The organism is Novosphingobium sp. TK71 (assembly GCF_055361505.1).
In genome coordinates this window covers 381,066-407,940 of sequence record NZ_JBSZKA010000001.1, presented here as the reverse complement: position 1 = coordinate 407,940, position 26,875 = coordinate 381,066, and the positions used below count along the sequence as shown (strand labels likewise).

Below are 26,875 nucleotides of genomic sequence, written 5' to 3'. Positions count from 1 at the left end.
TTCTGAGATTCCGGAGCTCCCATGGCAACCATCATCGGTGCGATCGCCACCTCGCACACCCCCACCATCGGTTTCGCGCTCGACGCGAACAAGCAGGAGGATCCGGCCTGGAAGCCGATCTTCGAATCCTATGCGCCGATCGGCCGATGGATCGAAGACCGCAAGCCCGACGTCCTGCTGATGATCTACAACGATCACATCACGTCGTTTTTCTTCGATCACTATTCGGCGTTCTGCCTCGGCGTGGATGACAGTTACGCTGTTGCGGACGAGGGCGGCGGGCCGCGGCCGATGCCGCCCATCGCCGGACATGCGGGCCTCTCTCGCCACATCGTGCAATCGCTGATGACCGACGAGTTCGATATGAGCACGTTCCGTGACAAGGGACTGGATCATGGCATCTTCTCCCCGCTTTCGGTGCTCCTGCCGCACGATGCGGCGGGATGGCGGGCGAAGATCGTGCCGCTGCAGGTCGGTGTGCTCCAGTTCCCCATCCCGACGGCCCTGCGCTGCTGGAAACTGGGGCAGGCGCTGCGCCGGGCGATCGAGAGCTATCCGGAGGATATAAAGGTCGCCCTCGTCGCTACCGGCGGTCTTTCGCATCAGGTCCATGGCGAACGCTGCGGGTTCAACAACACGCCGTGGGATGAGGAATTCCTCGAATTGTTGGAAAAAGACCCGATTGCACTGACGCGCCTCACCCATGCCGACTACGCCAGGCTCGGCGGCATGGAAGGGTCCGAGGTCATCATGTGGCTCATCATGCGCGGCGCGCTTTCGGCGAGTGTGCGCAAGGTTCATCAGAGCTACTATCTCCCCTCGATGTGCGCGATTGCAACCGCGATCTACGAGAACGAAGCGGCGCCGATGAGCGAGGCCCAAGCAGAGCAACATCGCCAAGCGATGGATGCCGAGCTTGCGGGCGCGAACCAGCTGGAGGGAACCTATCCCTATACGCTCGAACGGAGCGCTGGCGGTTGGCGGGTTAACAAGTTCCTGCATGGCCTCATCGACGCCGAGACGCGCGCCGCATTCCAGGCGGACGAGGAAAGCGTACTGGCCCTTGCGGATATCACCGATGAGGAGCGTGACCTGATCCGCCGCCGCGATTGGCGGGGCCTGATCCACTACGGCGTCGTCTTCTTCCTTCTGGAGAAGCTGGCGGCGATCTCGGGCGCTTCCAATCTGGACATCTATGCCGGCATGCGCGGGCAGACGGTGGAAGACTTCCAGAAAACCCGAAATCAGCAGGTGACCTACTCGGTCGCCGCCCCGGTCGGAAACTGACCGACCTTTCAACCAGGCAGAACAAGTCCGGCGGGCTGGCCACGCAGAATGGCCTGCGCCGGTAATGGGAGAATACGATGGAAGATCCCCGCGCGATCATTGCGCGTGAGCCCATGCATTACCGGCAGGTCCTCGCAGTGGCGACCGCCACCGCGCTCAATGCACTTGACGGTTTCGACGTGCTCTCGATCAGTTTCGCTTCGCCCGGCATCGCTCACGAGTGGGGGATTACGCTCGCCGCGCTCGGGTTCGTCCTGTCGATGGAATTGATCGGCATGGGGATCGGCGCATTCCTGCTCGGCAATCTGGCAGACCGGTTCGGCCGGCGTCCGACCATTCTGGGCTGCCTCGCCATCATGGGCACTGGCATGGCGCTGGCCTCGCTTGCAGGCAACGTGACGATGCTTTCGGCTTTCCGCCTGTTCACCGGGCTCGGCATAGGCGGAATGCTGGCCGCGACCGGAGCGATCGTGGCGGAATGTTCGAACGCGCGCCGTCGCAACCTTGCGGTTGCGATCATGGCGGGGGGCTATCCGATCGGCGCGATCGTTGGCGGGAGCATCGCCTCCGCCCTGCTCGCTGCGACCGGCCGCTGGCAGTCGGTTTTCGAGTTCGGCGCACTGGCGACACTGTGTTTCATCCCGCTGGTGCTGTGGCTGGTGCCGGAAACGATCGCGTTCCTTGTCCATAAGCGACCGGCAAGGGCGCTGGAGAAGATCAATCGCACGATGGTCCGCCAGGGCCGCGCGCCGCTTTCTGCATTGCCGCCGCGCGATGTGCAGGTCGCCGGCACCGGCGTCGCCCAACTGTTCGCGCCTGGAATACGCTCGATCACGCTGTTGCTGACGCTGATCTACTTCGGCCACATGATGAGCTTCTACTTCTTCGTGAAGTGGATCCCCAAGATCGTCGTCGACATGGGGTTCGCGGCGGCGGCTGCAGGCGGCGTGCTGGTCTGGGCCAATGTCGGGGGCGCACTCGGTTCGCTCGGCGTCAGCCTGCTGAGCCAGCGCTTCAGTGTGCGCTATCTGGTCGCTGCGGCGATGTTCGGCGGAGCTGCGGCGCTCTGCGTGTTCGGGTACTGGCCGACGACGCTGGCCAGGCTGTCCATCATGGCCTGCGTGGGCGGCTTCTTCACCAATGGCGCGACCGCCGGACTCTACGCCGTGATCGCGCAATGTTTCCCGGCCCATCTGCGGGCCGGCGGCACCGGGCTTGTGATTGGCGCCGGCCGGGCAGGCGCTGCGCTCGGGCCGGTCATTGCCGGGTTGCTGTTCACGTGGGGTTGGTCGCTTGGCCCTGTCGCCGTGATGCTGGCTTGCGGAACCTTGCTCGCCGGCATCGTCCTTCTGACCTTCAGATATCGCGAAAGCACCATCGCCTGAACGGGCTCCCGCAAAACCGGGAATTGGCCAGCAAGAATGAATTCGAGGCCGGGCTCATGGAGGCCCGGCCCAGGGAGAGTCGCATCGTGAATACGCAAAAATCACCCGAAATGCGCCGTCTGCGCGCTGCCTTGCTGGGCTTGGCTGCCACCGCGCTGCCTGGGGCCGCGCTTGCACAAGTTTCGCCGGCGCCGGTTCCCCTTGCACCCCCTGTGCCCGAACCCGTGCCGGGCGGCGTTCCCGCTCCCTCCGGCATGCCGCAAAGCCTGCGCTGGACAGAGGACTGGAAAGCCGCCGCCGATCCCGAATATCGCAGGAAGAACCCGCTGGAGAGCCTGCGCCACGTCCCGGTGATCGGTGACGACGTCTACTTCTCCGTAGGTGGGGAAATCCGCTACTACTACCAGAACTGGTCGCACCAGAGCCTTGGCGCCAACGCGGACGACAAAAACGCAAACCTCGGACAGCGGCTTCGGCTCGTCACCGACCTTCACATCACGCCTTACCTGCGTATCTTCAGCGAACTGGGGCACAACAGGGAATACGACGCGACGCTCAAGACACCGCCCAATCATGACAAGCTGGAATTCCAGCAGATATTTGCGGACATCACGATCCCGATTGGCGAGGATGCACTCGTTACGATCCGTCCGGGCCGGTTCGAGATGCCGCTCGGTAATGGCAAGCTCGTCGGCCTTCGCGACGGTACCAACGTTCGCTTTACCTATCAGGGGGTGCGCGGAACTTTCATCCTCAAGCACAAGCTGCGGATTGACGCCTTTGCCGTTCGGCCCATGCAATTGTTCGAAGGGTCTTTCGACGATAAGGCGAACCCGGACCGCCACTTCAACGGCGTGACCATCTCGGCCGCCAAAGGACTGATCCTGCCGGACACGCAGATCGACATCTATCACTACGACGTGTTCAATAAAGTCGCGAAGTTCGCGCTTCTGACCGGCGAGGAGCACCGCCGGAGCTGGGGCATGCGCATCGGCGGCAAGAGCGGCGCGTGGGACTACGACGCCGAGGGGACGTACCAGACCGGCAGTTTCGCCGGAGATCATATCCGGGCGTGGGGGTTCAACAGCGACTTTGGCTACAGCCTGCCGAAATCGACACCGCTGCAGCCCCGGCTGGGTTTACGTTTCGACGCGTTCAGTGGCGACGGTAAGCCGAACAACGGCACGCTGGGCACTTTTGCGCCTCCTGCCCCGCGATTGCCGCTTTTCGGCGATGCCGGTTTCCTGAACTTCTCGAACATCGTCGATCTCTACCCGAACCTGACGGTCAAACCTGCCAAATCGCTCACACTCGTGGCAGGTCCGGAGTTCTTCTGGCGCGAAACGAAAAACGATGCGACCTATCAGGGGCCGACAAACTATCCGGGCATTCGCCCCGTCGGCTCTTCCTACATCGGCACCGGGTACAATTTCCAGGCAGACTGGAATGTCACCAAAAACCTCAGTTATCGCCTGTTCTTCACGCGCTGGGTCGCCAGCGACGCCTTCCGGGCCGGCGGCGGCAAGAGTTCGAATTACGTCGGCGTTTGGCAGCAGATCCGCTTCTGATCGCTACGGGATCGCAGGTTGCCGTTTCGCCGAACACGCCGCCTAGTGGATCGGGCATGATGATCATTCACCGCTCCCCCGTCGTCTCCTCCATTCTGTGATGGGCTAACGCAACTCGAAGCCCGCAAAGAACTGAGCAAAATCCACTAGCAACACCGCTCATTTTACGATCGTTGTCGCCAACATAGCGGCCGTTCATCACCCATTTTGGTGTTCTGAAAGCCGCCCTCCGTTCACCGAGACGAAGGTGATCCTGAAACTGCCGGAGTGGAAAGCTCGCGATTTTCGGCTTCGGAGGGCCTGGCTAAAGAAACCAGACACCTCCAGCGTTCAGGTTACTCATGATGCATCGGCAGCAACCGCCCGATCCTGCCCTCGCTTTCAAAGGAATCCTGATAGCGGTCATTCCCGACAATCAGGAATGGCTCATTTGGCCGAACTGATTCGATTTCTATATGGCCTGAGCCGAAACAGCGGGCGCTTCCTCCCGAAATAGTTTGGCGATCAGTTGGCGGGTATGCCGCCCTCCAACGTCACTGGCGATGTCGATCATCGGTGCCGATGGGTTTTGGGAAATGCGAAGCTGTTGCAGTTCCAGCACCTCTTGGTCCTCGCGGAATGTCCGCGCCGTCTGCTCAAAGACCTCGTCAGGAATACCGTTGTCCAGGATATTCGTGGCCATGGACCAGAAATAGTGGGTCGTCGTGGCCGTTTCCGGCGTAATGCCGTGAAAACCGCGCATCGAAAACCCGCTCTCCTGATTGCCCTCGTAGGCGCCAGTCCCGGCGTCGCAGGCTCCTGTGTGAATCCTGATATTGATCGGCGCAAACTCAATTTCTTGCCAACGATCGATGCGCCCCTTGAAACCAGCAGCATCCACATAAGTCGGAGGCGGGACAGAAGCAGGCATGTGGCGAACAACGCGCACGCCATTGGCAAGTTTTTCTGACTGCGTCTTCGTCTTGAAGTGCAGTTCGGGGTCACCGCCGATGGTGTTCGCGTGAATGTATGGCAGATGCGACAGGTCCATCAGGTTGTCGATCAGCAGTTGCCAGTTACCCTTCACCGGAAAATGAGCGCTTCGCCATGCGTAGGCCGGATTTTCATGGATTGGGTAATCAGGAACCAGCGCACTGTCGGCCCGGTCGGCAGCGCCCATCCAAATCCAGATGAGCCCCTGCTTTTCAACGATGGGATAGGCCCGGACGCGCGCCGTTTCTGGAACTCGATCTTGAGCAGGAATGCGCGTGCACTTGCCGTCACCACCGAACTCCAAGCCATGATACGGGCACCGAATGCTGCCATTGTCGACCACGCCTGCCGAAAGCGGCATGGCGCGATGGGCACAACGATCCTCCAGCGCGAATGCGGTACCGTCCAGCGAACGCCACAGTACGACCGGCTCATCAAGGTAAGTACGCCCGACGCGATCACCCGGTGCCAGATTGCTGCTCCAACCCGCAACGTACCACAAATTCTTTAGAAAAATTGCATCGGCCACGGCCAGATCCTCTCTCGTTATGAGGATACGATAACGAGGCACCTGTCGATTTGCAGGACTGTTTATTCTGATATAGCTTATTCCTAAAACGGATAACCTCAGTGAACTACAGACATTTCGACCTCAACCTCCTCATCGTCCTTGACGCGCTTCTCGAGGAGGGCGGTGTGAATGCGACAGCCAGACGCCTAGGGATGAGTCAGCCCAATGTCAGTTTCGCATTGAGTAAGCTTCGGGCTCAGTTTGAGGACGAGCTGCTCATCCGAGTCGGCAATACCATGCAGCCAACCGCTCTTGGACAATCGGTGCGTGAACCGCTGCGCAAAATGCTGGCTTCGCTTGAAGATGAGATATTCGCCCAGCGAACGTTCGATCCAACATCTTCCGATCGTCGCTTCACCATCAGCACATCGGATATCGGGGAGCTGGTTTTTCTCCCCCGCCTCATGGCCGAACTGGCAGTACGCGCGCCCGGCATCACCCTTCAATCGCGGTCGATGGCTCCGGACGAACTCCAGGCAGCTATGGCGGATGGTGCGGTGGACCTTGCTCTCGGCTATTTCCCCGATTTGGATGGCAGCAATTTTCTGACCCAAAAACTCTTCGACCATCCCTTTGCCTGCATCGCACGCGCTGACCATCCTCACGCGAACGTTGGCTGGTCACTGCAGACTTACTTGGGCCTCGGGCACATCGTCGTCGCGCAGCGCGGTCGAAGCCAGGAACTCTTTGAAGCGAAGCTGAGGGAAATGGGCCTATCACGGCGAATCCAACTTCAGTCACCACACTTCATGAGTGTGCCGCTGCTGGTAGCTGGGTCCGATCTGATCAGCACCGTCCCGGCTGCGGTCGGGGGTATCTTTGCGACGATGGCCCACCTCAAGGTCATCGCCCCGCCTCTGCCGTCGCCGATGATCAGCCTTCAACAATTCTGGCACCGCCGGGCCCAGGACGATCCCGCCGTTTTGTGGCTACGCCGGCTTATCGCTGAACTCTTTCTCGGCCGCGACCCATCCCCGACGAGTGCCTAGGTCACAAACCTGTGTGAACCGGCCGTGATATCGACTGGACCGTTTGGCAAGGCCACGGTCGCTCGTGAGTTGCTGGGGACGACAATTTCGAGAACGCGGCCTTGGCGTGTTCGGCTCCAACGCGTCTCGACCCGCCCGCGCACGGTTTCCAGAGTGGCGCCTGCCGATGGGATGCGATCATCCATCACGGGCGAAACCGCAAACCGTGCGAAGCCAGGCTCGATTGGGGCGATTCCGGCGACCCGGCGGTAGAGGAAGCCGCAGACAGCACCGAGCGCATAGTGGTTGAACGAATTCATCGCGATGTCACCGGTATCGCCGTTCCAACGTTCCCAGATGGTCGTCGCGCCGTGGTCGGCCATGTAGCCCCAGGAGGGATAGTCGCGGCGCAGCAGAAGATCCCAAATCAGCTTTTCCTCGCCAATGCTTGCCAAAGCATCGAGCGCCAACGGCGTTCCCAGAAAGCCGGTGGAAAGGAGCGTACCCCGACGGCGGATATCGGCCGCAAGCAGCGCGCCGGCTGAGGCGCGTTGCTTATCGGTCAGCAGATCAAGGCTGAGCGCCAGGACAAAGCTGCAATGACTGCCGTTCCCGACAGTCCCATCTTCCGCAACGAATGCCTGCCGGAATGCACGCTTGGTCTGTTCGAGCCGCGCCTGCCAGCGCCCGGCCTCATCGGTGCGCCCTGTCCATTTCGCCATTTGAGCGACCTGTCCGATCGATCTGGCGAGCATCGCAGTGGCAATCAAAGCCTTCGGCGTTGTTTCATCCATCGGACTCTTAGCATCAAGCGCCAGCCAATCGCCGAGATCCGCACCTCGATCTTTTGCCCATAGGCCATCCGGGTTTGTAGCCAGAATTCCGTCGAGGTAGGACGTCATAGCTTGCCAGTTCTCATCGACGATCGTGGCATCGCCGCTGTGCAGGTAGCTGATGTAAGGCAGCATTACGCCGGCATCTGCCCATCCCGGTGTCGCTGATGGCGTGCCCCAGCCCAAGCCGGCCGGATTTGGAGCCCACAACGGAAATGCGCCGCTCTTGCCTTGAGCATCGCGCATGGCGCGGCAAAAAGAGCGGGTGAAGCCGCTGGTATTCATGTTGAAACTGGCGGCATCCCAGAATACCTGCGCATCGCCCGTCCACCCCAGGCGTTCGTCACGTTGAGGACAGTCGGTCGCAATCCCCATGAAGTTCGAGCGTTGGCTCCAAAGGGCATTGAGCCACAATTTTTGCACGCGCGGCTCTTCAACCCGGAGGGTGCCGATTTCACCAATATCACTGGAAAGGACAAGGCCTGTAACCATCGTCTTGTCGATGATATCCAGACCCTCGGTCCGAGCGTACCGGAAGCCTTGGTAAGTCAGAACGGGAGCAAGCACTTCATTGCCCCCCCTGAGAATGTAGCGGTCCTGCGCGCGTGCAGCGCGCAAGTTGCGGCGATCAAGATCTCCGTCGCCGCCAAGCACCTCTGCGTGACTGACCGTGATCACGTCGCCAGCCTTGCCGTCGACTCGTAGCTGCACTCGCCCCGCGAAATTCTGCCCAAAATCGACGACGAAACGCTTTTCGCCGAGTTTCACAATCGATTGTGGCACAAGCTCTCTGATCACTCGGACGGGTTCGGAAATGGCCGCCGAAAAGGAAAGCTGGGGATCCGGCGCTTCCCATACGCTTTCCCAGCCAGTGTCGTCATATCCCGGCGCATTCCAGCCATCAGGCAAGAGACGAAGGTCTTGATCTTCGCCCGCGTAGTTCTCCGACATCGTGAGATGCGAAGTCTTGTGTCGCCAATCGCCGTCGCTGACAACGCGCTGGATTGCCCCGTCATCACCGAAGATCTCCAAAACCGCCTGGAACCGTCGGGGCGCTCCCAAGTAGGGATACCGCCCCTCCGGAGCTTGATAGCTGGCGAAGTTGCCATCCCCCACCAACGCGGCGACGACATTGTCTCCCTGACGCAGGAGGTGGGTTACATCATAGGTTCTGACAGGAACCCGCTTGCTGTAGTCGACCGGTTCAGCTTGCAATTCATCATCACCGACACGGGCGGCGTTGATCCAGAAGCGGTAACCGGCAAGCGCGGCAACGTGCAGCCGTGCTCGCGCGATTGTAGCCTTGCTTGAGAAGTTGCGGCGCAGCATCCGAGCAGGCGTCGGCGGCCACGGGAAGTTCGGCTGATTTTCCGCCTTGTCGGCCATGCTCCAGACCGTTTCCGTTGGCATTTGAGTTTGCCAACCACTGGCGATTCTTGCCTGAGCTCCGTTCTGGGTCGTCACCCGAACAAGCGATGCGAGCATCACCGTTGGCTTCACGAAAAAGCCAGGAACAGGTGCGACCAATGCGCTGAGCAGATGGTCTCCTTCGCCCAGTTCCAACTCGAATTTGGCTGCAGGAGCGCCGCCGAAGGCATTGGGATCGCGCGCCGGCAGAGTGAGTGGTCTGCCGTCGATTGCTAGCCTGGAAAGCGCGCCGTCGGCGACGATTGTAACTACTGCCGGCCCCTTGCCACTGGTAAAGGGAAGACGGAAGGCTCGAGGCTTGTCAGTTCCTGGCGATGACCCAAGCACCCATTCGGGGGCCGCCAAACGGTCGATACGCTCATCCATGGCCTCGGCAGCCAGCCATTTTCCGGTCCAGTCTGAAGCAACAATGTAGCCCATTTCCCACGTTGCAGACGTGCTCCAAGCGCGCTGTTCCGCTGAGTTCCAGCAGCAAACCTTCCAATGGCATTGGCGGGTGCTTGCGAGTTCGGCACCGTCATATCGAATTCCGGTCGAAGCGCTGCCTTCTACGCGGCCACTGTCCCAAAGGTCCCCGCGACCGCTGGCAAGAATTGCAGGCGATGAAGCGACCAACACGCGCCAAGCCTTCTGCTCAGTTCCGGCGGGACCCTCCATTCGCCACGACAAGGCAGGGCGATGTTCGCCGATGCCAATCGGGTTCAACCGTCCGGCGGTTTTCAGGTCGACGATTTTCATGGCCTGCGCCGCTAAAGCAGAACGGGGGCGTGATCCGGCCGCCGTCGTTGCAGCGAGTGCCCCGGTTACGAGAAGCGAGCGGCGATCGATGTTCGGCATTGGTCTCCTCTCCAACCGGGGCCTTGGGCGGTGTGCCGCACTTCTGGCCCCCGTTCAGTTGCGGGCGCGATCAGATTTTGTTGGTTCTGGCGTAGCGGCCGAGATGCGGCCCGCTAGGCTTGATCGTGCGCGCGAAGGTCTTTCGATCAACGACAACCAGGCCGAACTGCGCGGTATATGCCCGATTCCATTCAAAGTTATCGAGCAAGGACCAGTGAATGTAGCCGCGAACGTCGGTACCGGCATCCATTGCCCGGCCAAGTCCAGCCAAGGCGCGATCAATATAGGCGATTCGGCGGTCATCGTTGTTGGTCGCAACGCCGTTCTCAGTGACAATGATGGGGCGGCCGGTTGCTTCGGCGACCCATTTCACGGTGACTTCGAGCGCTTCGGGATAGAACTCCATACCGGTCTGCGTGACTTCTGCGCCGGCAGGTGGCGGAATATCCGCATCGGGTCCGACAACAGCGCGTCCATACGTCTGAACCCCCACGAAATCGTCCTGGGCCACTGCGTCAAACCAAGGCTGGTACACTTCGGCAATCTTGCGCTGAAGTGCACTTTCACCCGGCAATGCCTGTTCGTCGGCCACTGCAAGGCTGAGACCGATTTCCACGCTCGGGTGCACCGACTTGATGGCCTCGCGACCGCGATGGTGGGCTGCGATGGTGTTCGCGAGGGTTTTGGCAGGGTCCGAGGTCAACGTGGAAGCGAAGCGATCGGAACCGATCATCTTGGCCGCCTGCTGATTGCCCATCGCAAAATAGTTCATCGCCTGGCGAAACTCCGGTTGCCAGGAGAGTTGGGCCGCCAGGTTCGGTTCGTTGAACGTCAGGGCATGACCATAGCCGGTGCCCAGCGCCCGGGCTGCTGTCTCGCAGAAGCGGCCAAACAGCTCAACGCTTTCGGGATTCTCCCAACCACCGTTGCCTGCAAACCAGCGAGGTACGGTGAAATGCGAGAATGTGATGATGGGTTTCAGCCCCAGCTCCAGGCAGGTATCCACCATCGCTCGATAATGTGCGAGGCTAGCCAGCGACCATTCGCCCCTGGCAGGCTCGATGCGCGACCACTCGATCCCGAAGCGATAGGTGTTCAGGCCCATTCGCTTGACGAGCGCGATATCTTCCCGCCAGCGGTTCCAGCTGTCACAGGCATCGCCGGACGGTTCGGGGAACGAGCTGGGCGACAGATGTTCCGACACCCAGCTGTCGCTGTTGATGTTTCCGCCCTCGACCTGATGGCCTGCTGTGGCTGCGCCCCACAGAAAATCACGAGGTAGTCTGCGCTGCACTCGCGGAGATGCGCCGAGAAGGGGCGATGCCCCCGCGAGTACCAGACCGGTGCCCGCCGTTTTGAGGATGTTGCGGCGGGTCATGCGATCAATCACGCGCTTTCCTTCTTCAGAACTTGAACTGGAGGCTGGCGCCGATGGTGCGAACCGAGTCGAAGCCGAACTGCTGCTGGTAGGTAGCGACGCCGGCGATCGCATCGCCCGAGTCCAGGCCGATGAAATTCGGATTGTATGCGCTTGTGCAGTTCTTGCAGAAGATCGAGATCCGCATGCCGTTGTCGAGGTTTAGACCGGCGCTTGCCCCGATCATGTCGAGCGTCGGGACCTTTGCCCCCGGAGCGCGGTTGATCAAGTAATTGATTGACGAGCGATGATACCAGTTCGCCTCGATAAAGGGATGCACGGAGCCCGAAGTCTGGAACTCGTACATCGCTTCGAGGGACGATGTGAACTTTGCCGAGGTAGGTGTCCGGCGGCCCTTGGCGTTGAAAGAAGAACAGCCCTGTCCAGGATAGCACTCGGCGCCAGGAAAGTTGCCGAACTTCGAATCCAGCAGCGTTCCCGAAGCGTTGATCGACAGGCCATCCACCGGCGTAGCGTTGATGGTGGCCTCGATGCCCTTGGTCGTGACCGATGCGGCGTTTTGAACCACGAAGGCCTGCAGATTGGTATCGAGCGACTGGACTTGATAGTTGTCGAACTTGGTGTGGAAAGCCGAGATGTTGAACACAAGGTGGCGATCGAACCAGCTCGTCTTGAAACCGATTTCGCCGGTGTAGGACTTTTCGGGCCGCACAACGAGGTTTGCGTCCGCCGTTGCAGCGGTGTCGTTAAATCCCGGCCCCTTATAGCCGCTGCCGTATGACCCATAGAACATCACGTCCGGCGTGAAGTTGTACTGGCCGCCGACCTTCCAGCTGAAATCCGTGTGACCATAGTCCTGATTGAAGCTGCCAGGAACCGCCAGCGGAACAAAGTAGGCGTCCTGGACCTGATCGAGGTCGATCGAGATTTCATCACGAGTCACGCGGCCGCCAGCAAAGACCTTGAGGCCGTCGGTGATGTTATAGGTCAGCTGACCGAAGGCGGCGTAGCTGTCCGTCTTCATGCTGTAGATGTAGTCGCGGCCAAGGAAATAGCTGTTCGAGTATGGGCAACCGGTGGCCGCCGATCCACCGACGCAGAACGGGAAGACCGGCAACAGGAAGCTGGGCATATAGTTGTTGCCCGCGATCTGGCCCTTCTGATCGATTGTCGAATGGAAGTAGTAGAGACCGGCCTGGCCCGAGAGCCGGTTGCCGGCCGGCAATGCCACGCGCAACTCGTTGGAGAACTGGTCATAGTTCGCATGCGACCAGTTACGGCTAGCACCGTCGAGGTTGGTGAAGTCGGTATCGAGCTGGCTGTCGAAATTGTAGAATTTCCACGCGGCGATGTTGCTGACGACTATTCCGTTGGGAGCGGTCCAGGTTAGCGTTCCCTGTGCCCCGCCCAGCTTGAGGTCGCGCCAGTAGCCACCATCGCCGCCGAATGCGAAGTTGTTGTCTGCAGGAGTGATGCCGGTGATAGCCAGAGCGTCAGTGTTGACGCTGCCCGCACCGACAGAACGATAGGTGCGGTCATAGATGCCCGCGACGCCGTGGGATTCAGCGTAGTCGCCGATCACATAAAGCTCGAGCGATGGCGAGATTTCCTGGAGATACTTGGCGCGAACGCCGTACTGCTCACGATTCAGGTCGTTACGTACGTTCCTCAGCCCCACGAACGTCGTGCCGGGTTCCTCCCACGAATAGCTGCCATTGATCCGCAGAGCTGCGCTGTCGCCGACGGGTACGTTGATCGTCTGGCGACCGATCATTGACCAGGCAGAGCCGGTTTCGTCGGGGGTTTCACGGCTGTCCAGCTCGAGATTGGTAATGCTTTCGAACTTGTTGAGCCTGGGCTTCGTAGAGACCACATTCAGCAGACCTGCCGAGGCGTTCTTTCCGAAGAGCAGACCTTGCGGACCGTTGAGCACTTCGACACGTTCGACGTCATTGAACATGCCTTGCGCCAGAAATGGGCGGCCAAGGTTCACGTCGTCGAAGGCGGTCGCAACGGAAGAATCGATCGTGGTGGCAAAGGCCTGGGTGCCGACGCCACGGACGGCGAAGGTATTGTCACTGCCAACCTGCAGGCTTGGCGCAGCAATCGCGATCTGGCTCAGATCATTGATCTGGCGCGCCTCGAGAGCGGCCGAACCCAGCGCGGTGACACTGAGTGGCACGTCTTGCAGGCGCTCGGTACGGCGCTGTGCGCTAACGATGATTTCTGCGACCCCGCCATCGTCCTGAACGGACGCCGTGTCCTGCGCGAAGGCCGGACCTGCTGTGGCGCAGAGGCTGACGCCGATTAGGAATGCTGTCTTTCGCATCGAAATACCCTCCCATGTAATTGCGCCAATTGCCGACGCTTGACCGGGCTGATACGGATTTAAGATACAAACGGTCAAGCATGAATGTTTTTTGTGGCTGGTGATCGCTCCAGTCGTTGGTTAGCGCTTGCCCAGGGAGATCGACTTGTGACTTGGCTTGCTTCGAACACCGATAGGATCGGTCAGTTCTGGACATGTGGATGACGATGACGGTTAAAAACAAGGTTCGGCGCACGCAGGAAGAGCGGACGGCTCAGACCCGGCTTGCGCTGCTTGAAGCGGCAATCGAAGTCATTCACGACGTCGGATATGCGGCAGCCAACACGTCAATGATCTCCGAGCGGGCTGGCGTTTCCCGAGGGGCTATGCTCCACCACTTTGGGACGCGAGCGGCGCTAATGGCTGATGTAGTCCGCCATGTATTCGACAGCGAAATGGTCGAATACGAGAGGATCAGGCAATCGACCGGCCTTGGAAATCGCTTGGGAGACTGGCCGAAGGTGCTCTGGCAGGTCCTGGGCCGCCCCTCCGGCCTAGCCGTTCTGGAGATCCTTCAAGCAGCGCGCAGCGATGCACACCTGGAAACGCTTGTGGTTCCTATGCAGGAAGAAGTGGAAGCGCGAGCTCTCCAAGTCATGCAAGGCGCTTTTGGCGGAGACATGACGCTTGCCCGGACAGTGATGCGCCTGATGGTATGGTCGGTGCGGGGACTGACTATCGCCGAAAGGCACCTGCCCGTTTGCGAAGAGAATGTCGCTGCAGTCGAAATGCTATCCCGCCTGCTCGAACTGGCAGCGCCAGACGGCAGCATGGAGAACCTGCCCGCGGTTCTTGCACGAAGTTAGGTCGTCAACTAGCCTTCCTGCATTCCATTTTCCGCCATCTCGGCGAACAGGCGGTTCTTGAGCGAGAGCATCCCCGCATCGGTCAAGCGCGCTGCGTGATATTGAATCATCTGACGCATCAGCGGAACTTCACTCGGAGCCGGGCGGATTTCCAGCGGCAACAATGGTGCGAAGACGCGGGCTAGCCGCTCGTGCATCAGCGCCCAGGAGATTCGTTCCGGGAAGCAGTCAGGGCACGATGGAGATCGACGGAGCGGTCACCTCGATCCGCCGCTGGACATCCACGGTCATGAAGTGCTTGTCCGCGAACGTCGCGACGCCGGTGATTCTTACCGCCACATGACCGCAGGAGTGGAATGCCTCCCGCGTCATTTCGCCGCCGAAAACCCTGTTTTCCCGCCATCCCACGACTACGTGGCGTTCTTCGAACAGAAGCTCGCTGGGATGCTCAGGGCTAAGAAACTGTTCGGGGATGATCTGAAAATCCAGCCTGCCGTCTTCGAGGACTGCACTTGTTTCGCGCGTGGAGCGGCGTTGCGATCATGCGCCGACCGTGTGCGACCAGCAATTCATCGTTCATGGCCTGCCGCAACCGGGCAAGTGCGGCGCCATTGATGACTGCGTGAGATTGGCCCGCTGGGCGGCTCTCGTGACATTGCGCTCCTCCAAAAGGAGCTCAAAAGCGATCAGGAGATTGAGATCAAATTTGTCGAGGCGCATCGCGCGCCCCCCTCTCCGCAGCTTCTGCATTTTATGGACGGAGCACAACTACCATTTTTGTTTGTGGAAACTGACAAAAACAAAAAATTTGATCTGTTATTTATCGAACTGCATCCCTCTCCCCACAAGAGGCCGCACCAAGCGGCAAAGGGGAGAGAAAGACATGCGTCAGGCACTTCTGCTGGGCACAGCACTTGGATTCGCGCTCGTATCGAGCCAGGCATTTGCGCAAGAGAGCGCTCCAGCGAATTCGGCCCAGGCCACGGCAAATGACAGCGAAGCGCCGGCGGGTCTCAACGAAATCGTGGTCACTGCGCAGCGCAAAGCGGAGAGCGCTCAGCGCGCCGGCATCGCTATTGACGTAGTCGGCGGGGGAGACCTGATCAAAAGCGGTCTGACGCAAGCAGCGGGCCTCGGGCAGCTGGTGCCTGCGCTCAATGTCCAGCAAAACGGCGGTGCGAACGCGGTATTCTTCTTGCGCGGCGTCGGCAATTTCACCGTCAACGGCTACTCCGATCCAGCGATCGCCTTCAACTATGACGGAGTCTATATCGGCCGCCCGACTTCGGCGACCGGCGTTTTCTACGACCTCGAGCGAGTGGAAGTTCTGAAGGGCCCGCAGGGCACACTCTACGGGCGAAACGCTACAGGCGGCGCCGTCAACGTGATTCCCGCCAAACCCAAGCCAGGTGAATTCTCGGGATTCGGTGACATTTCCTACGGAAACTATGACGCCCTCACACTGCAGGGTGCCATCAACGTACCGGTCGGCGAAGACGGCGCCATGCGGATTTCGGGCAGCCTGACCCGACACGACGGCTACCTTTTAGACGGCATGTCGGACGACAAGACCGGTGCGCTACGCGTGCAATATCTGGCTGAACTGACGCCAGATCTCACCGTTCGCGTGGCGGGCGACTATTCGCATACGGGCGGCAAGGGCGTCGGCGCTGCCTACCAGGGCCAATATGCCTACAACTCTGGTTCGACGGGATATACGTTCGTTCCGTCAGGGCTGAGCAAGTCGACCGGGCTGCTCGATCCCGCTTCGCAAGCCTATCGCCAGACCCTGTTTCTTGGCCTTTCCGGCCGGACCGCTGATCCGCTCGATACAAACCTCTATCAGGACAACAGCTATTATGGCGTCAATGCCGAGGTCACATGGCGTACGGGCGCGGGCACGCTGACGGTTGTTCCGGCCTGGCGCTATTCGGATCTCGACAACAGCTTCGGAAACCCCGGCTTCATCGGCTACATCCAGGAGAAGGATGAGCAGTTCAGCCTGGAAACGCGATTTGCAGCCAACCGCGTAGGCATCTTCGACGCCATTTTGGGCGCATACTATTTCGACGAAAGCGTCGACGGAAACTACACTTTCGCCCAGCAGGCGCTCAACGCCTACCAGGAATTCAAGTCCGATACCCGCTCCTACGCTGTTTTCGGACGACTGACTGCCAATCTCAACGATCGCCTGCGCCTGATAGGTGGCCTTCGCTGGACTCGCGATGAGAAAGACTTCGACGGCACTGCCGACGTGTTCCTGGTAAAGTGCACCCGTACGGTGAACTTCGTACCGAGCTGCCCAACGGCCACGCTGCTGCCGGTGACCGACAGCTTCACCCAGCTTCCGGCGCCGTTCATCGTACCGCCGCCTGGCGGGGTCACGCCCATCGGCTCCTCGGGCGCGCTCCTCATCCGCGCGCAAACGGTCGTCGATCAACCGCTCAAAACTTCGAAATTGACGTGGCGTGCAGGCGCAGAGTTCGACGTGGCACCCAACTCGCTGCTCTACGCGAGCGTCGAAACGGGCTATCGCTCGGGCGGCTTCTCGATGTCGGTCGGATACGAAACGTTCCAACCGGAATATATCACTGCCTACACCCTGGGCATGAAGAACCGCTTCTTTAACAACCGCCTCCAGTTCAATGTGGAAGCCTTCTACTGGAAATATCGCGACCAGCAGGTGAACCACACCGGCATCGATCTTGCCGGCAACCAGGGGCAGTTCACCGAAAATGCCGGTCAATCCACGATCAAGGGCGCGGAGATCGAGACCCAGTTCCTGGCGACCAGAAACACGCTGCTTTCCGCCCAGGTTCAATACCTCGATGCGCAGTACAAGGACTTCGTCTACCGCGAACCGATCGGCGCGACGCCGCCGCTGACATCGTGTCCATACGCCGCGAGCACGACTTCGCAGGGTCAGTACGAGATCGACTGCTCCGGCCGCCAAGCCTATCAGTCTCCCAAGTGGACGATCAATCTGGGCGCCCAGCAGACGGTCGACATCGGCGACTACAAGATCGTGCTGTCAGCCGACACCCAGTACAAGACGAGCCGATACGTCGCCTTCCAGTACATGCCGGAGCAGCGGGTTGGGGACACTTGGACCAGCAACGCCAACATCACGTTCTCGCCGCAGAATGATCGTTGGTCGATCGGCGCATTCGTTCGCAACATCGAAGACAATCGCGTCATCACGGCCGGCCTGACTTACAACGCGGCTTCTGCGTCCACCATCATCACGTCGCCGCCGCGCACTTATGGAATCCGTGCGGGGGTGAAGTTCTGATGCGCCTCGGCCTCATTGCCTTTGCGGTTGCCTGCACAACAGGGATGTCCCCCGCCTTGGCGCTTGCCAACGCGGGGGCAGAGCCAGCGGCGTCGGGGGACGCCCCGGCCCCGTCCCCGGCCCCGGCCCCGGCTCCGGCTCCGGTTTCGCCTCAGCATGCCTCCACCAGCTGGTTTACCCTCGGCACCATGGGAGGACCGATTGCTTCCAGTCCACGCAGCCAGCCTGCGAATCTCCTGGTGCGCGGGCGTGATGCTTACTTGATCGATTGCGGTGACGGCGCGCTCGAGCGGCTTGCCGCTACCCGTATCCGCCTTCAGCAGGTCCATGCCGTTATCCTGAGTCACCTGCACTTCGACCATACCGCAGGGCTTCAAGCCGTGCTGGGTCTGCGCTTCCAAACCGGCGTGGAAGATAAGCTGACCATCTACGGCCCACCTGGCACGCGTGCGGTGGTGGACGGCCTCCTGGCATCGATGAAGCCGGCAGTGGAAGCGGGTTATGGGCTGCCTGGCGAACCCAGCGCCAATCCTGCCAACAGCGTGGCAGTCGTCGAGTTGACTGACGGCTCCACCTTCAACCTGGAGGACGTGGCCGTCACAGTCCGGCAGAACACCCACTATTCCTTTTCGGCAGGCTCTGCGGCCGACCGGCATTTCAAATCGCTGTCGTTCCGGTTCGCAGCACCAGACCGCACGATCGCCTACACCGGGGATACCGGCCCAAGTCCTGCCGTGGAACAACTGGCCAAGGACGCGGATCTGCTGGTTTCCGAAATGATCGACGTAGATCGCACCGTGGCCAACGTCCGCCGGAACAGCCCGGATATGAGCGTTCGCGCGATGGCAGCGATGACCCAGCACCTTTCGACCCACCACCTACCACCCGAGCAGGTCGGCGAACTGGCCGCGCGCGCCGGGGTCAAATCGGTGGTCGTTACACACATCGTCGCGCCGACAGCCAGTGCGGGGGATCTCCTTGACTACCTCGCCAGAATCTCGGCGACCTATCGCGGCCCCACCGTGATTGCCGAGGATCTCGACGAGTTTTGAGCATCTGCCATTTCGAGGAGCTATTGATGCAGAATCTGAACATTCTCGTGGTTGGCAGCAGAGAGGCGTGCTCGACACGTTTCTTGATGCCGCCCACGGTTTCGATGCCGTCGAGATTTTTCTGCCAGATGGTGCGAAAGTCGCCCGCGTCCCAACGCCCGCATTGGTGGAAGGCAAGCCAGCCAACGTGGGCATCGGTCGCCGCGCACTCCAGAAAGTTCCAGGCGACAGCGCCATAGCGCTCGGAGCGGACATCCGTCTGGGCGTAACAGTGGAGGCGTTGAGTCAAGACGATGCCGGTTTATCGGTCAAGTTTTCCAATAGAACTGAGGAGCGATACGATATCGTTGTCGGCGCGGACGGTGTCTATTGAGGAGACTTCTGCGGCACTTCATGGCACCAAGATTGACCAACTTGTTTCGCGTTCGCAAACGGGGCCCGAAAACGGCAAAAGCCCCCGGCTATTGGGCTGGAGGCTTCAAGTCGTACATCATTGGTTGCGGGGGTAGGACATTTTTAGCGGAATATGTATTTTATTCTAAAATTTATTTTTAATCACTCGTCATTGCTTGCGACCAATCGTTCTCCCAGAGCGCCAAATCGAAAAGGGCTGCCCGAGCAGATCGGGTCGGCCAGAACAGCTTTGAGTATTTTAGTTATGGCCGCTCCATCAACGCACTGACCTCCGACATAGCTGACACTCAATGCCACATCCGGGCATCCTGAAAGCTGAACTCCATTAACCGAAGCGCGAGCGAACGTGAACGACTTCCATTGGGCTAACATGGCGCGTGCTGCGCTCAAGCTGTCCCATTGGATGTTCCCAATCGGGAGGCGGACTGTGAGCTATTTTTCAGCAGCGCCCTGCTGCTCGGCGGGCGTCGCGGCGCGATGGCCGTAGCTGAGGACGCTGGTGATCCGCCAGATGCCGTCCTGTTTCGCCCAGACCATCACGAACTTGGCGATACCCTCGCATCGTCCTGTAGCGAGTTCACAGAAGCGGTGTTCGCCTTCCTCAATCGCGCCATAATCCTTGATCGGATAGACGCGAAACGTGGCTGGGATCAGCTCGCGCTTCACCTTTCCGCAAATGTATTTGCGCACACCATCTACCATCGCGTCACGCTCGAACGTCGCACCGCCGGTGTCGTGATAGAAGGCGACCTTGGGGTCGAAGTATCCGGAGAAGGTCGGCAGGTCGCAGCGGTTGTAGGCGTCGAATACCCTGGCATCGAGGGCGCCGATCTCCGTCGTTAACTGATCGGCCGGAGGCGGCACGGGCGCCGCGAGCAGCGCTGTGGCAACGGCGATGGCGGTCATCATGCTCATGCTCCTGTCAGTTCATCTGGCCGCGGAGGAAGGCGATCAGTCTCGGATCGCTGCCGGTGCGTTCGAGAATGGGCAGGATGACCCGCCATCCGTTGTCACTGTTGGTCAGGATGACAATCCCGTCACCGCTCGCGCGATTGATCGCGGCGAAGGTGAAAGCCCCGGCATCCTTGCCGGTGTGGAGCATGGTCGTCTCGCCAGGAAAGCCGAGAAGCTGCCAGCCTAGCCCGAAACCAGTCCAAGGCGGACAGGTGGTTGCCTTCGCTCCGACGCATATGTCGGGCGTCAGGTCGGCCTGCGATCGGTTGCGCTCCGCCGCGATGGAAGCGGTAATGCCCCGATCATTGCGGACCTCGATTAGGAAGCGCGCATAATCGCGCGCCGTTGCATGGGCCAGATCGGCAGCATTGAAGCGCGTTACCGGCTCGACGTGCAGCAGCTTGCCCGTTTCGTCATAGGGTACTGCGAGTGGCTGGGTCGCTCCTTGAGCGGATACATAGCCGGATGCACGCATATGGGCGGGGGCGAACAGCCACCGCTCCGCAAGCGCCTCGAACGACTGCCCGGTGCGACGCTCTGCGTAGCGCGCCGCATATTGATACCCTTCGCCTGAATAGCCGGTGGTTGTGCCGGGATCATAATCGAACGCCAGCCCCTTCGCATCGCGCCAGTTCGGCAACCCGCTGCGATGGCTCAACGACATGCGGACCGTCAGCTTCGTCCGCCGGAGATCGGACGACAGATCGGGGTCGCTCCAGTAGCGATCCATCGGCTCATCGAGCGACAGCTTGCCGGCCGATACCAAACGCAAGATGACTTCTGCCGTCAGCGGCTTCGTCAGCGATGCAAGGTTGTATGGTGTGGCGATGGTCGCCGCTCGGCTTGGGCCAGCCATGCCCCATGCGCCCGTCGAGACGATCCGCCCGTGCCGGATCAGCGCGACCGACGCGCTCTCCACGCGCTGTTCGCGGAGGGTTGTGGTCATGTCCGGCAACAATGCATTGGTTCTGGCTTCTGCCATCGATACGCAAGCCAGAACCGCAATAATGACGCTCGGAGCTATCCGTTTCAGCACACCAACTGTATTACTCATGCGCAACAGTTAGCGAAGTGGATGTGCGGCAGCAACACGGATTGCTCGGCTGTATCGTCCTGCGTGCGTTGGGAAGGAAAGCGAGATTCCCATTTTACATCGTTTATGGGACGCAACTGCTCTAAAACCGTCCACGATCTTCGGCTTGGGAGTTGCCCAGGTCGACAGTTCAGCATGCATAGTCGCGACACCAGCGTTCGAGTGGAATGACCGCTGCCGACCGGAGCTGCCGTTTGTCGAATGCTTCGCGAATGGCGGGCTTGTCCCAGACCCAGTCATAATTTGAATGACCGCTTCCAAGCACGGCAAAATCTCGGTCGGACGGCTTGGATGGGGCGCGTAGCTGCCAAGCCCCTGCCCTGCACTCCCGATCCAAAACGCCGACAGGCCTGCCGTTCAGCGCATCACTTGCCAACCCTCAAAGCAGCCTTCCGTTCACCAATCTTCACCCTCTTCTGAACAACCTAATTTGGTCGATAGCTGACGTCTTGGCGGCGTTGGCTGCCGACCCAACCCATACGCATGGCGCCAAAACGTCGTTTGATAAGTGCTGAGGTTCCGTCTTACAACTGCAGGGCGGTATCCGGTGAGCAGGTCAGCTGCGCGCAATTTTCGGTAAATCCAGTGCCTGCTGCGTTATCTTGCCAGTCACGGTGAGCTTGTGGGCTGTTTGGAGTTATCGCAGCATCTTGCGCATTGCAGCCTCGACATGACCATCGATTGTGCCCGCGTCACTGTGGCTAATAACGCCAATCTGGTCCCGGTTTGAAGGCCGGGTGGCTGGGCGGGACGACGCTGATTTATGAGAATCTGACGGTCATCATGTTCCACGTCGCATGTGGTTGTATCGAATGAAGGCTCCCTTGGCCTCGATGTCATGCATGACGAGGTTCTTTCCGGTAAAAAAGATATGAAACGGTGGCGAGCCGGTCGAGCGACCATGCCCCGCCTCCGCGCGCGATGAGCGGAAGCAGGAGCCCTGCCCAACTCAGGTGCGTCGGCCAGGCAGCGGGATAGACGAAGATCTCGATCACGCATGTCATGCCTAACAGCGCGAGGGCCGCAGGCCGGGTGAATAGACCCAGCACCAGCAGCAACGGAAAGAGATGCTCCGAATATGTTGCGAGGCGGGCGGCCGTCACCGGATCGATGAAGGGCAAGGCGTATTCGCTGCGGAACAGCTCGTAGGTGCTGTCGGTAATAGAGAGCACCCCCTCCACCTTGGTCCGACCCGACTGGAAGAATACGGCAGCGATACCGAATCGGGCAACGAGCAGCAGTGCTGCATCTGGCAGAGCGTCCTGTACACCGTCTCGGGCGCGGCGGTAAATCTGAAGGGGGGATGCCATAGTGATCCTCTCAATCGAGGGGCAGCGCCGTCCGTAGCGAGGCGGCGCCGTCCTTCTCAGGCTTGCCTATTCAGGCCTTGGGGCTCAGTGATCCCATGCCCTTGGGCGTCTTGATCGCGGCGCAGGTTCCGGCTTTCACCAGCTTCCAGGCGTTGCCCTGGTAATCGACCTTCGAAGTGCCCGCGCAGCTGGTCCCGGCTCCAGCCTTGCAGTCGTTCTTTCCAGCCTTGGCGACGCCGTAGCACTTTTCCATCGGTGCCTTCGCGCCATCCGCGGCATGAGCGCTGGCAGCGGTGAGGGTAAGGGCAAGAGTGGCAGCGAAAGCGGCATGAGTGCGGTTCATCGGAAATCTCCTCGAATGGGGTGTCTGAAAGACTCTTCAGGGCCGCATCGATGGATCGGCGGTCCATGCCGGGACTTACGCAGCGGGTCGCAGGCCGGTTACACAGAGTTCGGCAGAAAGTTTCTCTGATGGATATACGCTCGGCGTGTAACCTTGCGCCACCATGCCGCGTAGACATGTGCTGGAGGCCGAATGCAGGCGAGCGAAGCACAACTCAGACACTGGATGACCGCAGGTCTCGATGGCGACGCCGCGTCGCACGAGGCGCTGTTGCGCGCGCTCGTGCCGCTGTTGGGGGCCTTTTACCGTCGCCGGATGCGCGACGCACAGGACGATGTCGAGGATCTGGTGCAGGAAACGTTGATCTCGGTACATGGCAAACGCGCGACTTACGATCGCGACCGGCCGTTCACCGCCTGGCTCTACGCCATTGCCCGCTATCGGCTGATCGACCATTTTCGCAGGCGGCGCCTGTCGGTGTCGATCGAGGATGTAGAGACGATCCTGATCGTCGAGGGGTTCGAGGATGCGGCATCGGCACGCATGGATGTGGACGCGCTGCTCTCCACCCTGTCCCCCAAGCAGGCGCGCGCGATCCATGATACGCATGTCGATGGCCTCAGCATATCCGAAGCCGCCGCCGGCGCCGGCATCGGGGAATCCGACGTTAAGGTATCCGTGCATCGTGGACTGAAGGCGCTCGCCGCCCGTATCCGGGGAGAGCGGACATGAAGACCGAAGACCTCATCCGTTCCCTCAGCCGCGACGCGCCGCGCGTATCGCGAAGAGCGATGGGCCGCAGGATTGGGCTTGGCATCGTGGGTGGTGGGCTCGTCACGGCGCTGCTGGTAGCGAAGGTTCTGGGCATCCGGCCCGATCTCCACACCGCAATGCACGGCTTCTCGTTCTGGATGAAGTGGACCTACACCGCTTCGCTGGGCATCGGCGCAATCGTTGCCGTCATTCGCCTGTCGCGCCCGACATCCTCCGGCTTGCGCGGATTGTGGTGGCTGATCGTGCCGGTCCTGCTGCTTGCCGGGATCGGCATCGCCGAGCTTGCCGCCACCCCGTCGCGCGAATGGCTCGGCATGTGGCTGGGGGCGAGCTGGAAGGTCTGTCCGTGGCTGGTGCTGACGTTGGCAATGCCGATCTTCATCGGCCTGCTGTGGTCCTTCCGCCGTCTCGCGCCCACGCGCCTGCGCGAAGCGGGCGCTGCTGCGGGACTTGCGGCAGGGGCATGGGCAGCGACGATCTATTGCCTGCATTGCCCTGAAGTATCGGCGATCTTCGTGCTCACCTGGTACAGCCTGGGCATCCTGTTGGCCGCACTTGCCGGTGCCTTTCTCGGGCCGCGTCTTCTTCGTTGGTAGGTGTGTGTAACCGGGGCCGACGCACCTGCGTAGGAGAAGGGCCAATCCGGCAAATCTACCTACAGGAGAGCATCATGACCCCATCCAAAAGCACTGCCACCGCAGGTTTCGCCGCCATGGCCGCCCTCATCGCCCTGTCCGGCACCGCAGCCACCGCGCCTGCCTTTGCCAAGAGCAGCGCCAAGCAGGTCGAATGTTTCGGCGTCAACGCCTGCAAGGGCCAGTCAGACTGCAAGACCGCCAGCCATGACTGCAAAGGCCAGAACGACTGCAAAGGACAGGGTTTCAAGTCCGAGAGCGCCAAGCAGTGCGCAGCCGATGGCGGCAGCCTGACCCCGCCGAAGTGATCGAGCGGCCCGGCCGTCGCTTCTGTCGTTGGCCGGGCTATTTTTTCAGGAGCAATACGATGTTCGCGACCCACCGGTTCGGCCTTGGCCTGCGCAAGCCGCACTACAGCGATTTCCTGGACGGCGAAGCAGCCGTCCCGGTCGATTTCGTCGAGGTGATCTCGGAGAATTTCATGGTCGATGGCGGGCGCCCCCTCGATGTGCTGCGCCGCGTTCGGGAGCGTCATCTGGTGGCCCTGCACGGCGTCTCGATGTCGATCGGCTCGGCAGATGGTCTAGATCTGGACTACCTCGGGCGCCTGCGCTCGCTGGTCGATGCGATTGATCCGCTGTTCGTCTCTGATCACCTGAGTTGGTCGCGAATCTGTGGTTTCAACTCGCACGACCTGCTGCCGCTGCCCTATTCGGCCGAGGCGCTGGACGTGGTCTGCGCTAATATCGATCGGGCGCAGGACTGTCTGGGCCGCACGATTCTGATCGAGAACCCGTCGAGCTATCTGGCACTTGAGGGTGAGATGAGCGAATGGGCCTTTCTCGCCGCACTGTGCCAGCGAACCGGCTGCGAGCTGTTGCTGGACGTGAACAACATCTATGTCAGCGCCCGCAACCACGGGTTCGATCCCGTCGCTTACCTTGCAGGCATTCCGGCAGACAGGGTGCGTCAGATCCATCTGGCCGGCCACAGCCAAGGCCGCGAGCTGCTGATCGACACCCACGACAAGCCGGTGCCGCCGTCGGTCTGGTCGCTCTATGCCGAAGCGATCGCCCACATCGGCCAGGTCGCGACAATGATCGAACGTGACGACGCGATCCCCCCGCTTGCCGACCTGCTGGCCGAACTGGACACGGCACGCCGTATCGCCTGCGATCCGGCGAGGAGGACAGCATGAGCCTTCAGGCCCTGCAGGCAGGATTCCGCGAGTGGCTCACCAACGAAGCGCGGCCCGCTCCTCTCTGCGCAGCCCGGTTCGAGGCCGGCTTAAGCATCTATCTCAATAACTACCGTGCCCAGCTGATGGATTGCCTGCAAGAAAGCTATGGCACCGTCCACGCCTGGCTGGGCGATGCCGCTTTCGAGGCTGCGGCAGCCACGCATATCGACCGCGCCGCGCCGACCAGCTGGACGCTGGATGCCTACGGTGCGGACTTTGCAGTCACGCTCCGGCGGCTCTATCCGGGCGATCCGGAGGTCGCGGATCTGGCTGTTCTGGAACACGCGCTGGCACAGGCCTTCACCGCGCCGGATGCCGCTCCACTCGATCCGGCCAGTCTGGGCGCGATCGAGTGGGATCACGCCCGGCTGCACTTCGTCCCCAGTCTGACCCTGCTGACCACGACCAGCAATGCCGCCGCGATTTGGTCGGCCCTTTCGCAGGGCACGGCGCCACCGGCAGCGCAGCCGCTTCCTGAACCGACGACGATCCTCGTCTGGCGTGAAGGGTTCACGCCGGCCTTCCGCACACTCGAACCGGCCGAAGGGCACGCGTTGGCAGGCCTGTCGAAGGGGGGCACGTTTGGCGCATTCTGTGCCGAATTGGTGGCGCATGTTGGGGAGAAAGCAGGCCCTGCAATGGCAGGCGCCTACCTCGGGCAATGGCTGTCCGACAGCATCGTTGCCGAAATAGCTGACGCCAAACTGTAACTCGGCAAAGTTGCATTGCGTAGGCCTTCCTTTAAAGGAAGGAGCTATTATCGCGGATTTGAGCAGATTGACGACTGCCGCACTGTTCCTTCAGGGAGACGGGACCGCGGTGCGACTTCGGCTGATCGTCGGCTTCGGCTTCTTGGAGCATGGCTGCCTCTAACTGTCGCGCTGGCCGGAGCACTTCGAGACGATCCTTCATGGCATGAGCGGCAGGATCGGGTTCGGAATCTTGGGTAATATCTCCTGCAACCTGCCGTTCTTCAGATGATCCATTACCTGATAAGCAAAACTCCGGACGATCCCGTGGCCAGAAAGAACTACGTCGATGCCGGCTTGCGTGCTGTTGACCGAGAGGTGCGGCCTGATCGAACTCCTATGTCCGTCTACAGCGCCGCTTACCGGTCTTTCCGTCGCTGATCTTTCTAGCCTTCGTGCGTCCAGATTTGTTTGCCCATTCAGGATTTTCGAGACGGGCCGTGAAGAGATCGGTGGATCCCGTGGAAAGGTTTCGGGAAAACCGCGAACCCCTATCTCGGCACTGCTTGAAGTTTCAAGGACAAGCGAACGTTGTCAGTTTCAGAAACCATGGCCCTTGCGTCATGCTTTTCCGGTCTTCAATAGCGACAGCCGGGTGTTCGCCATTAATGGCGGCAG

General features: G+C 60.5%; 22 protein-coding genes. 13 read left to right on the top strand and 9 right to left on the bottom strand.

Features of this window, described 5'->3' with window-relative positions; genetic code table 11:
• Positions 1-21: 21 nt before the first annotated feature.
• The 3 genes from ACXJ16_RS18255 (at position 22) to ACXJ16_RS18245 (ending at position 4,240) form a co-directional block, all read left to right on the top strand.
• Positions 22-1,287 carry a gallate dioxygenase gene (locus tag ACXJ16_RS18255; RefSeq protein WP_463922966.1) on the top strand — a complete coding sequence of 422 codons (1,266 nt, stop codon included), beginning with the start codon at positions 22-24 and terminating at the stop codon, positions 1,285-1,287.
• A 77-nt stretch (positions 1,288-1,364) separates the two neighbouring features.
• Complete coding sequence (locus tag ACXJ16_RS18250) at positions 1,365-2,672, top strand: MFS transporter (protein ID WP_463922965.1); 1,308 nt, start codon at positions 1,365-1,367, stop codon at positions 2,670-2,672.
• An 86-nt stretch (positions 2,673-2,758) separates the two neighbouring features.
• Entirely contained in the window at positions 2,759-4,240 is a 1,482-nt protein-coding gene (locus tag ACXJ16_RS18245; RefSeq protein ID WP_463922964.1) for an alginate export family protein, read from the top strand.
• 451 nt (positions 4,241-4,691) lie between these two features.
• On the opposite strand, the gene ACXJ16_RS18240 is transcribed toward ACXJ16_RS18245, so the two are convergent.
• Positions 4,692-5,741, bottom strand: a complete 1,050-nt coding sequence (locus tag ACXJ16_RS18240) for a Rieske 2Fe-2S domain-containing protein (RefSeq protein WP_463922963.1) — start codon at positions 5,739-5,741, stop codon at positions 4,692-4,694.
• Between the two features lie 101 nt (positions 5,742-5,842).
• Between ACXJ16_RS18240 and ACXJ16_RS18235 the strand changes: the two genes are divergently transcribed.
• Entirely contained in the window at positions 5,843-6,772 is a 930-nt protein-coding gene (locus ACXJ16_RS18235; RefSeq protein ID WP_463922962.1) for a LysR family transcriptional regulator, read from the top strand.
• Here the strand turns inward: ACXJ16_RS18235 and ACXJ16_RS18230 are convergent.
• The 3 genes from ACXJ16_RS18230 to ACXJ16_RS18220 form a co-directional block, all read right to left on the bottom strand.
• Positions 6,769-9,849: an alpha-L-rhamnosidase gene (locus tag ACXJ16_RS18230; protein ID WP_463922961.1), complete on the bottom strand. Its 3,081-nt coding sequence runs from the start codon at positions 9,847-9,849 to the stop codon at positions 6,769-6,771. The two genes, ACXJ16_RS18235 and ACXJ16_RS18230, sit on opposite strands and share 4 nt — an antisense overlap.
• Before the next feature lie 70 nt (positions 9,850-9,919).
• Positions 9,920-11,239 carry a glycoside hydrolase family 1 protein gene (locus tag ACXJ16_RS18225; RefSeq protein WP_463922960.1) on the bottom strand — a complete coding sequence of 440 codons (1,320 nt, stop codon included), beginning with the start codon at positions 11,237-11,239 and terminating at the stop codon, positions 9,920-9,922.
• A gap of 13 nt (positions 11,240-11,252) precedes the next feature.
• Positions 11,253-13,556, bottom strand: coding sequence for a TonB-dependent receptor (locus tag ACXJ16_RS18220; RefSeq protein ID WP_463922959.1), 2,304 nt, complete (start codon positions 13,554-13,556; stop codon positions 11,253-11,255).
• A 200-nt stretch (positions 13,557-13,756) separates the two neighbouring features.
• On the opposite strand from ACXJ16_RS18220, the gene ACXJ16_RS18215 reads away from it, so the two are divergent.
• Entirely contained in the window at positions 13,757-14,401 is a 645-nt protein-coding gene (locus ACXJ16_RS18215; protein WP_231635480.1) for a TetR/AcrR family transcriptional regulator, read from the top strand.
• Between the two features lie 8 nt (positions 14,402-14,409).
• Here the strand turns inward: ACXJ16_RS18215 and ACXJ16_RS18210 are convergent, their stop codons facing one another.
• Complete coding sequence (locus ACXJ16_RS18210; RefSeq protein WP_463922958.1) at positions 14,410-14,562, bottom strand: type 2 periplasmic-binding domain-containing protein; 153 nt, start codon at positions 14,560-14,562, stop codon at positions 14,410-14,412.
• 362 nt (positions 14,563-14,924) lie between these two features.
• On the opposite strand from ACXJ16_RS18210, the gene ACXJ16_RS18205 reads away from it, so the two are divergent.
• The 3 genes from ACXJ16_RS18205 (at position 14,925) to ACXJ16_RS18195 (ending at position 19,118) form a co-directional block, all read left to right on the top strand.
• Entirely contained in the window at positions 14,925-17,693 is a 2,769-nt protein-coding gene (locus ACXJ16_RS18205; protein WP_463922957.1) for a TonB-dependent receptor, read from the top strand.
• Positions 17,693-18,745 carry an MBL fold metallo-hydrolase gene (locus ACXJ16_RS18200; protein ID WP_463922956.1) on the top strand — a complete coding sequence of 351 codons (1,053 nt, stop codon included), beginning with the start codon at positions 17,693-17,695 and terminating at the stop codon, positions 18,743-18,745. The genes ACXJ16_RS18205 and ACXJ16_RS18200 overlap by 1 nt, the downstream gene beginning before the upstream one ends.
• A gap of 67 nt (positions 18,746-18,812) precedes the next feature.
• Positions 18,813-19,118, top strand: a complete 306-nt coding sequence (locus ACXJ16_RS18195; RefSeq protein WP_463922955.1) for a Rossmann-fold NAD(P)-binding domain-containing protein — start codon at positions 18,813-18,815, stop codon at positions 19,116-19,118.
• A 473-nt stretch (positions 19,119-19,591) separates the two neighbouring features.
• Here ACXJ16_RS18195 and ACXJ16_RS18190 read toward each other — a convergent pair whose 3' ends face one another.
• From ACXJ16_RS18190 to ACXJ16_RS18175, 4 genes are all read right to left on the bottom strand, one after another.
• Positions 19,592-20,068 (bottom strand): nuclear transport factor 2 family protein, encoded by a 477-nt coding sequence (locus tag ACXJ16_RS18190; RefSeq protein WP_463922954.1) that lies wholly within the window; start codon positions 20,066-20,068, stop codon positions 19,592-19,594.
• 13 nt (positions 20,069-20,081) lie between these two features.
• Positions 20,082-21,095 (bottom strand): serine hydrolase domain-containing protein, encoded by a 1,014-nt coding sequence (locus tag ACXJ16_RS18185; RefSeq protein WP_463922953.1) that lies wholly within the window; start codon positions 21,093-21,095, stop codon positions 20,082-20,084.
• Positions 21,096-22,042: 947 nt separating this feature from the next.
• Positions 22,043-22,516: a DoxX family protein gene (locus ACXJ16_RS18180; RefSeq protein ID WP_054436110.1), complete on the bottom strand. Its 474-nt coding sequence runs from the start codon at positions 22,514-22,516 to the stop codon at positions 22,043-22,045.
• 70 nt (positions 22,517-22,586) lie between these two features.
• Positions 22,587-22,859 (bottom strand): BufA1 family periplasmic bufferin-type metallophore, encoded by a 273-nt coding sequence (locus tag ACXJ16_RS18175; RefSeq protein ID WP_054436108.1) that lies wholly within the window; start codon positions 22,857-22,859, stop codon positions 22,587-22,589.
• A gap of 192 nt (positions 22,860-23,051) precedes the next feature.
• Here ACXJ16_RS18175 and ACXJ16_RS18170 point away from each other — a divergent pair, with 192 nt between their 5' ends.
• The 5 genes from ACXJ16_RS18170 to ACXJ16_RS18150 all read left to right on the top strand — a co-directional run bounded on the left by ACXJ16_RS18170 (position 23,052) and on the right by ACXJ16_RS18150 (position 26,218).
• Positions 23,052-23,591 (top strand): sigma-70 family RNA polymerase sigma factor, encoded by a 540-nt coding sequence (locus ACXJ16_RS18170; RefSeq protein ID WP_054436107.1) that lies wholly within the window; start codon positions 23,052-23,054, stop codon positions 23,589-23,591.
• Complete coding sequence (locus tag ACXJ16_RS18165) at positions 23,588-24,229, top strand: DUF1109 domain-containing protein (RefSeq protein WP_054436106.1); 642 nt, start codon at positions 23,588-23,590, stop codon at positions 24,227-24,229. Before ACXJ16_RS18170 ends, ACXJ16_RS18165 begins: the two co-directional genes overlap by 4 nt.
• A gap of 74 nt (positions 24,230-24,303) precedes the next feature.
• Complete coding sequence (gene bufA2, locus ACXJ16_RS18160) at positions 24,304-24,576, top strand: BufA2 family periplasmic bufferin-type metallophore (RefSeq protein WP_054436105.1); 273 nt, start codon at positions 24,304-24,306, stop codon at positions 24,574-24,576.
• A gap of 59 nt (positions 24,577-24,635) precedes the next feature.
• Positions 24,636-25,466, top strand: coding sequence for an MNIO family bufferin maturase (gene bufB / locus ACXJ16_RS18155; protein WP_463922952.1), 831 nt, complete (start codon positions 24,636-24,638; stop codon positions 25,464-25,466).
• Positions 25,463-26,218 carry an HvfC/BufC family peptide modification chaperone gene (locus tag ACXJ16_RS18150; RefSeq protein WP_463922951.1) on the top strand — a complete coding sequence of 252 codons (756 nt, stop codon included), beginning with the start codon at positions 25,463-25,465 and terminating at the stop codon, positions 26,216-26,218. The genes bufB and ACXJ16_RS18150 overlap by 4 nt, the downstream gene beginning before the upstream one ends.
• Positions 26,219-26,875: the final 657 nt, after the last annotated feature.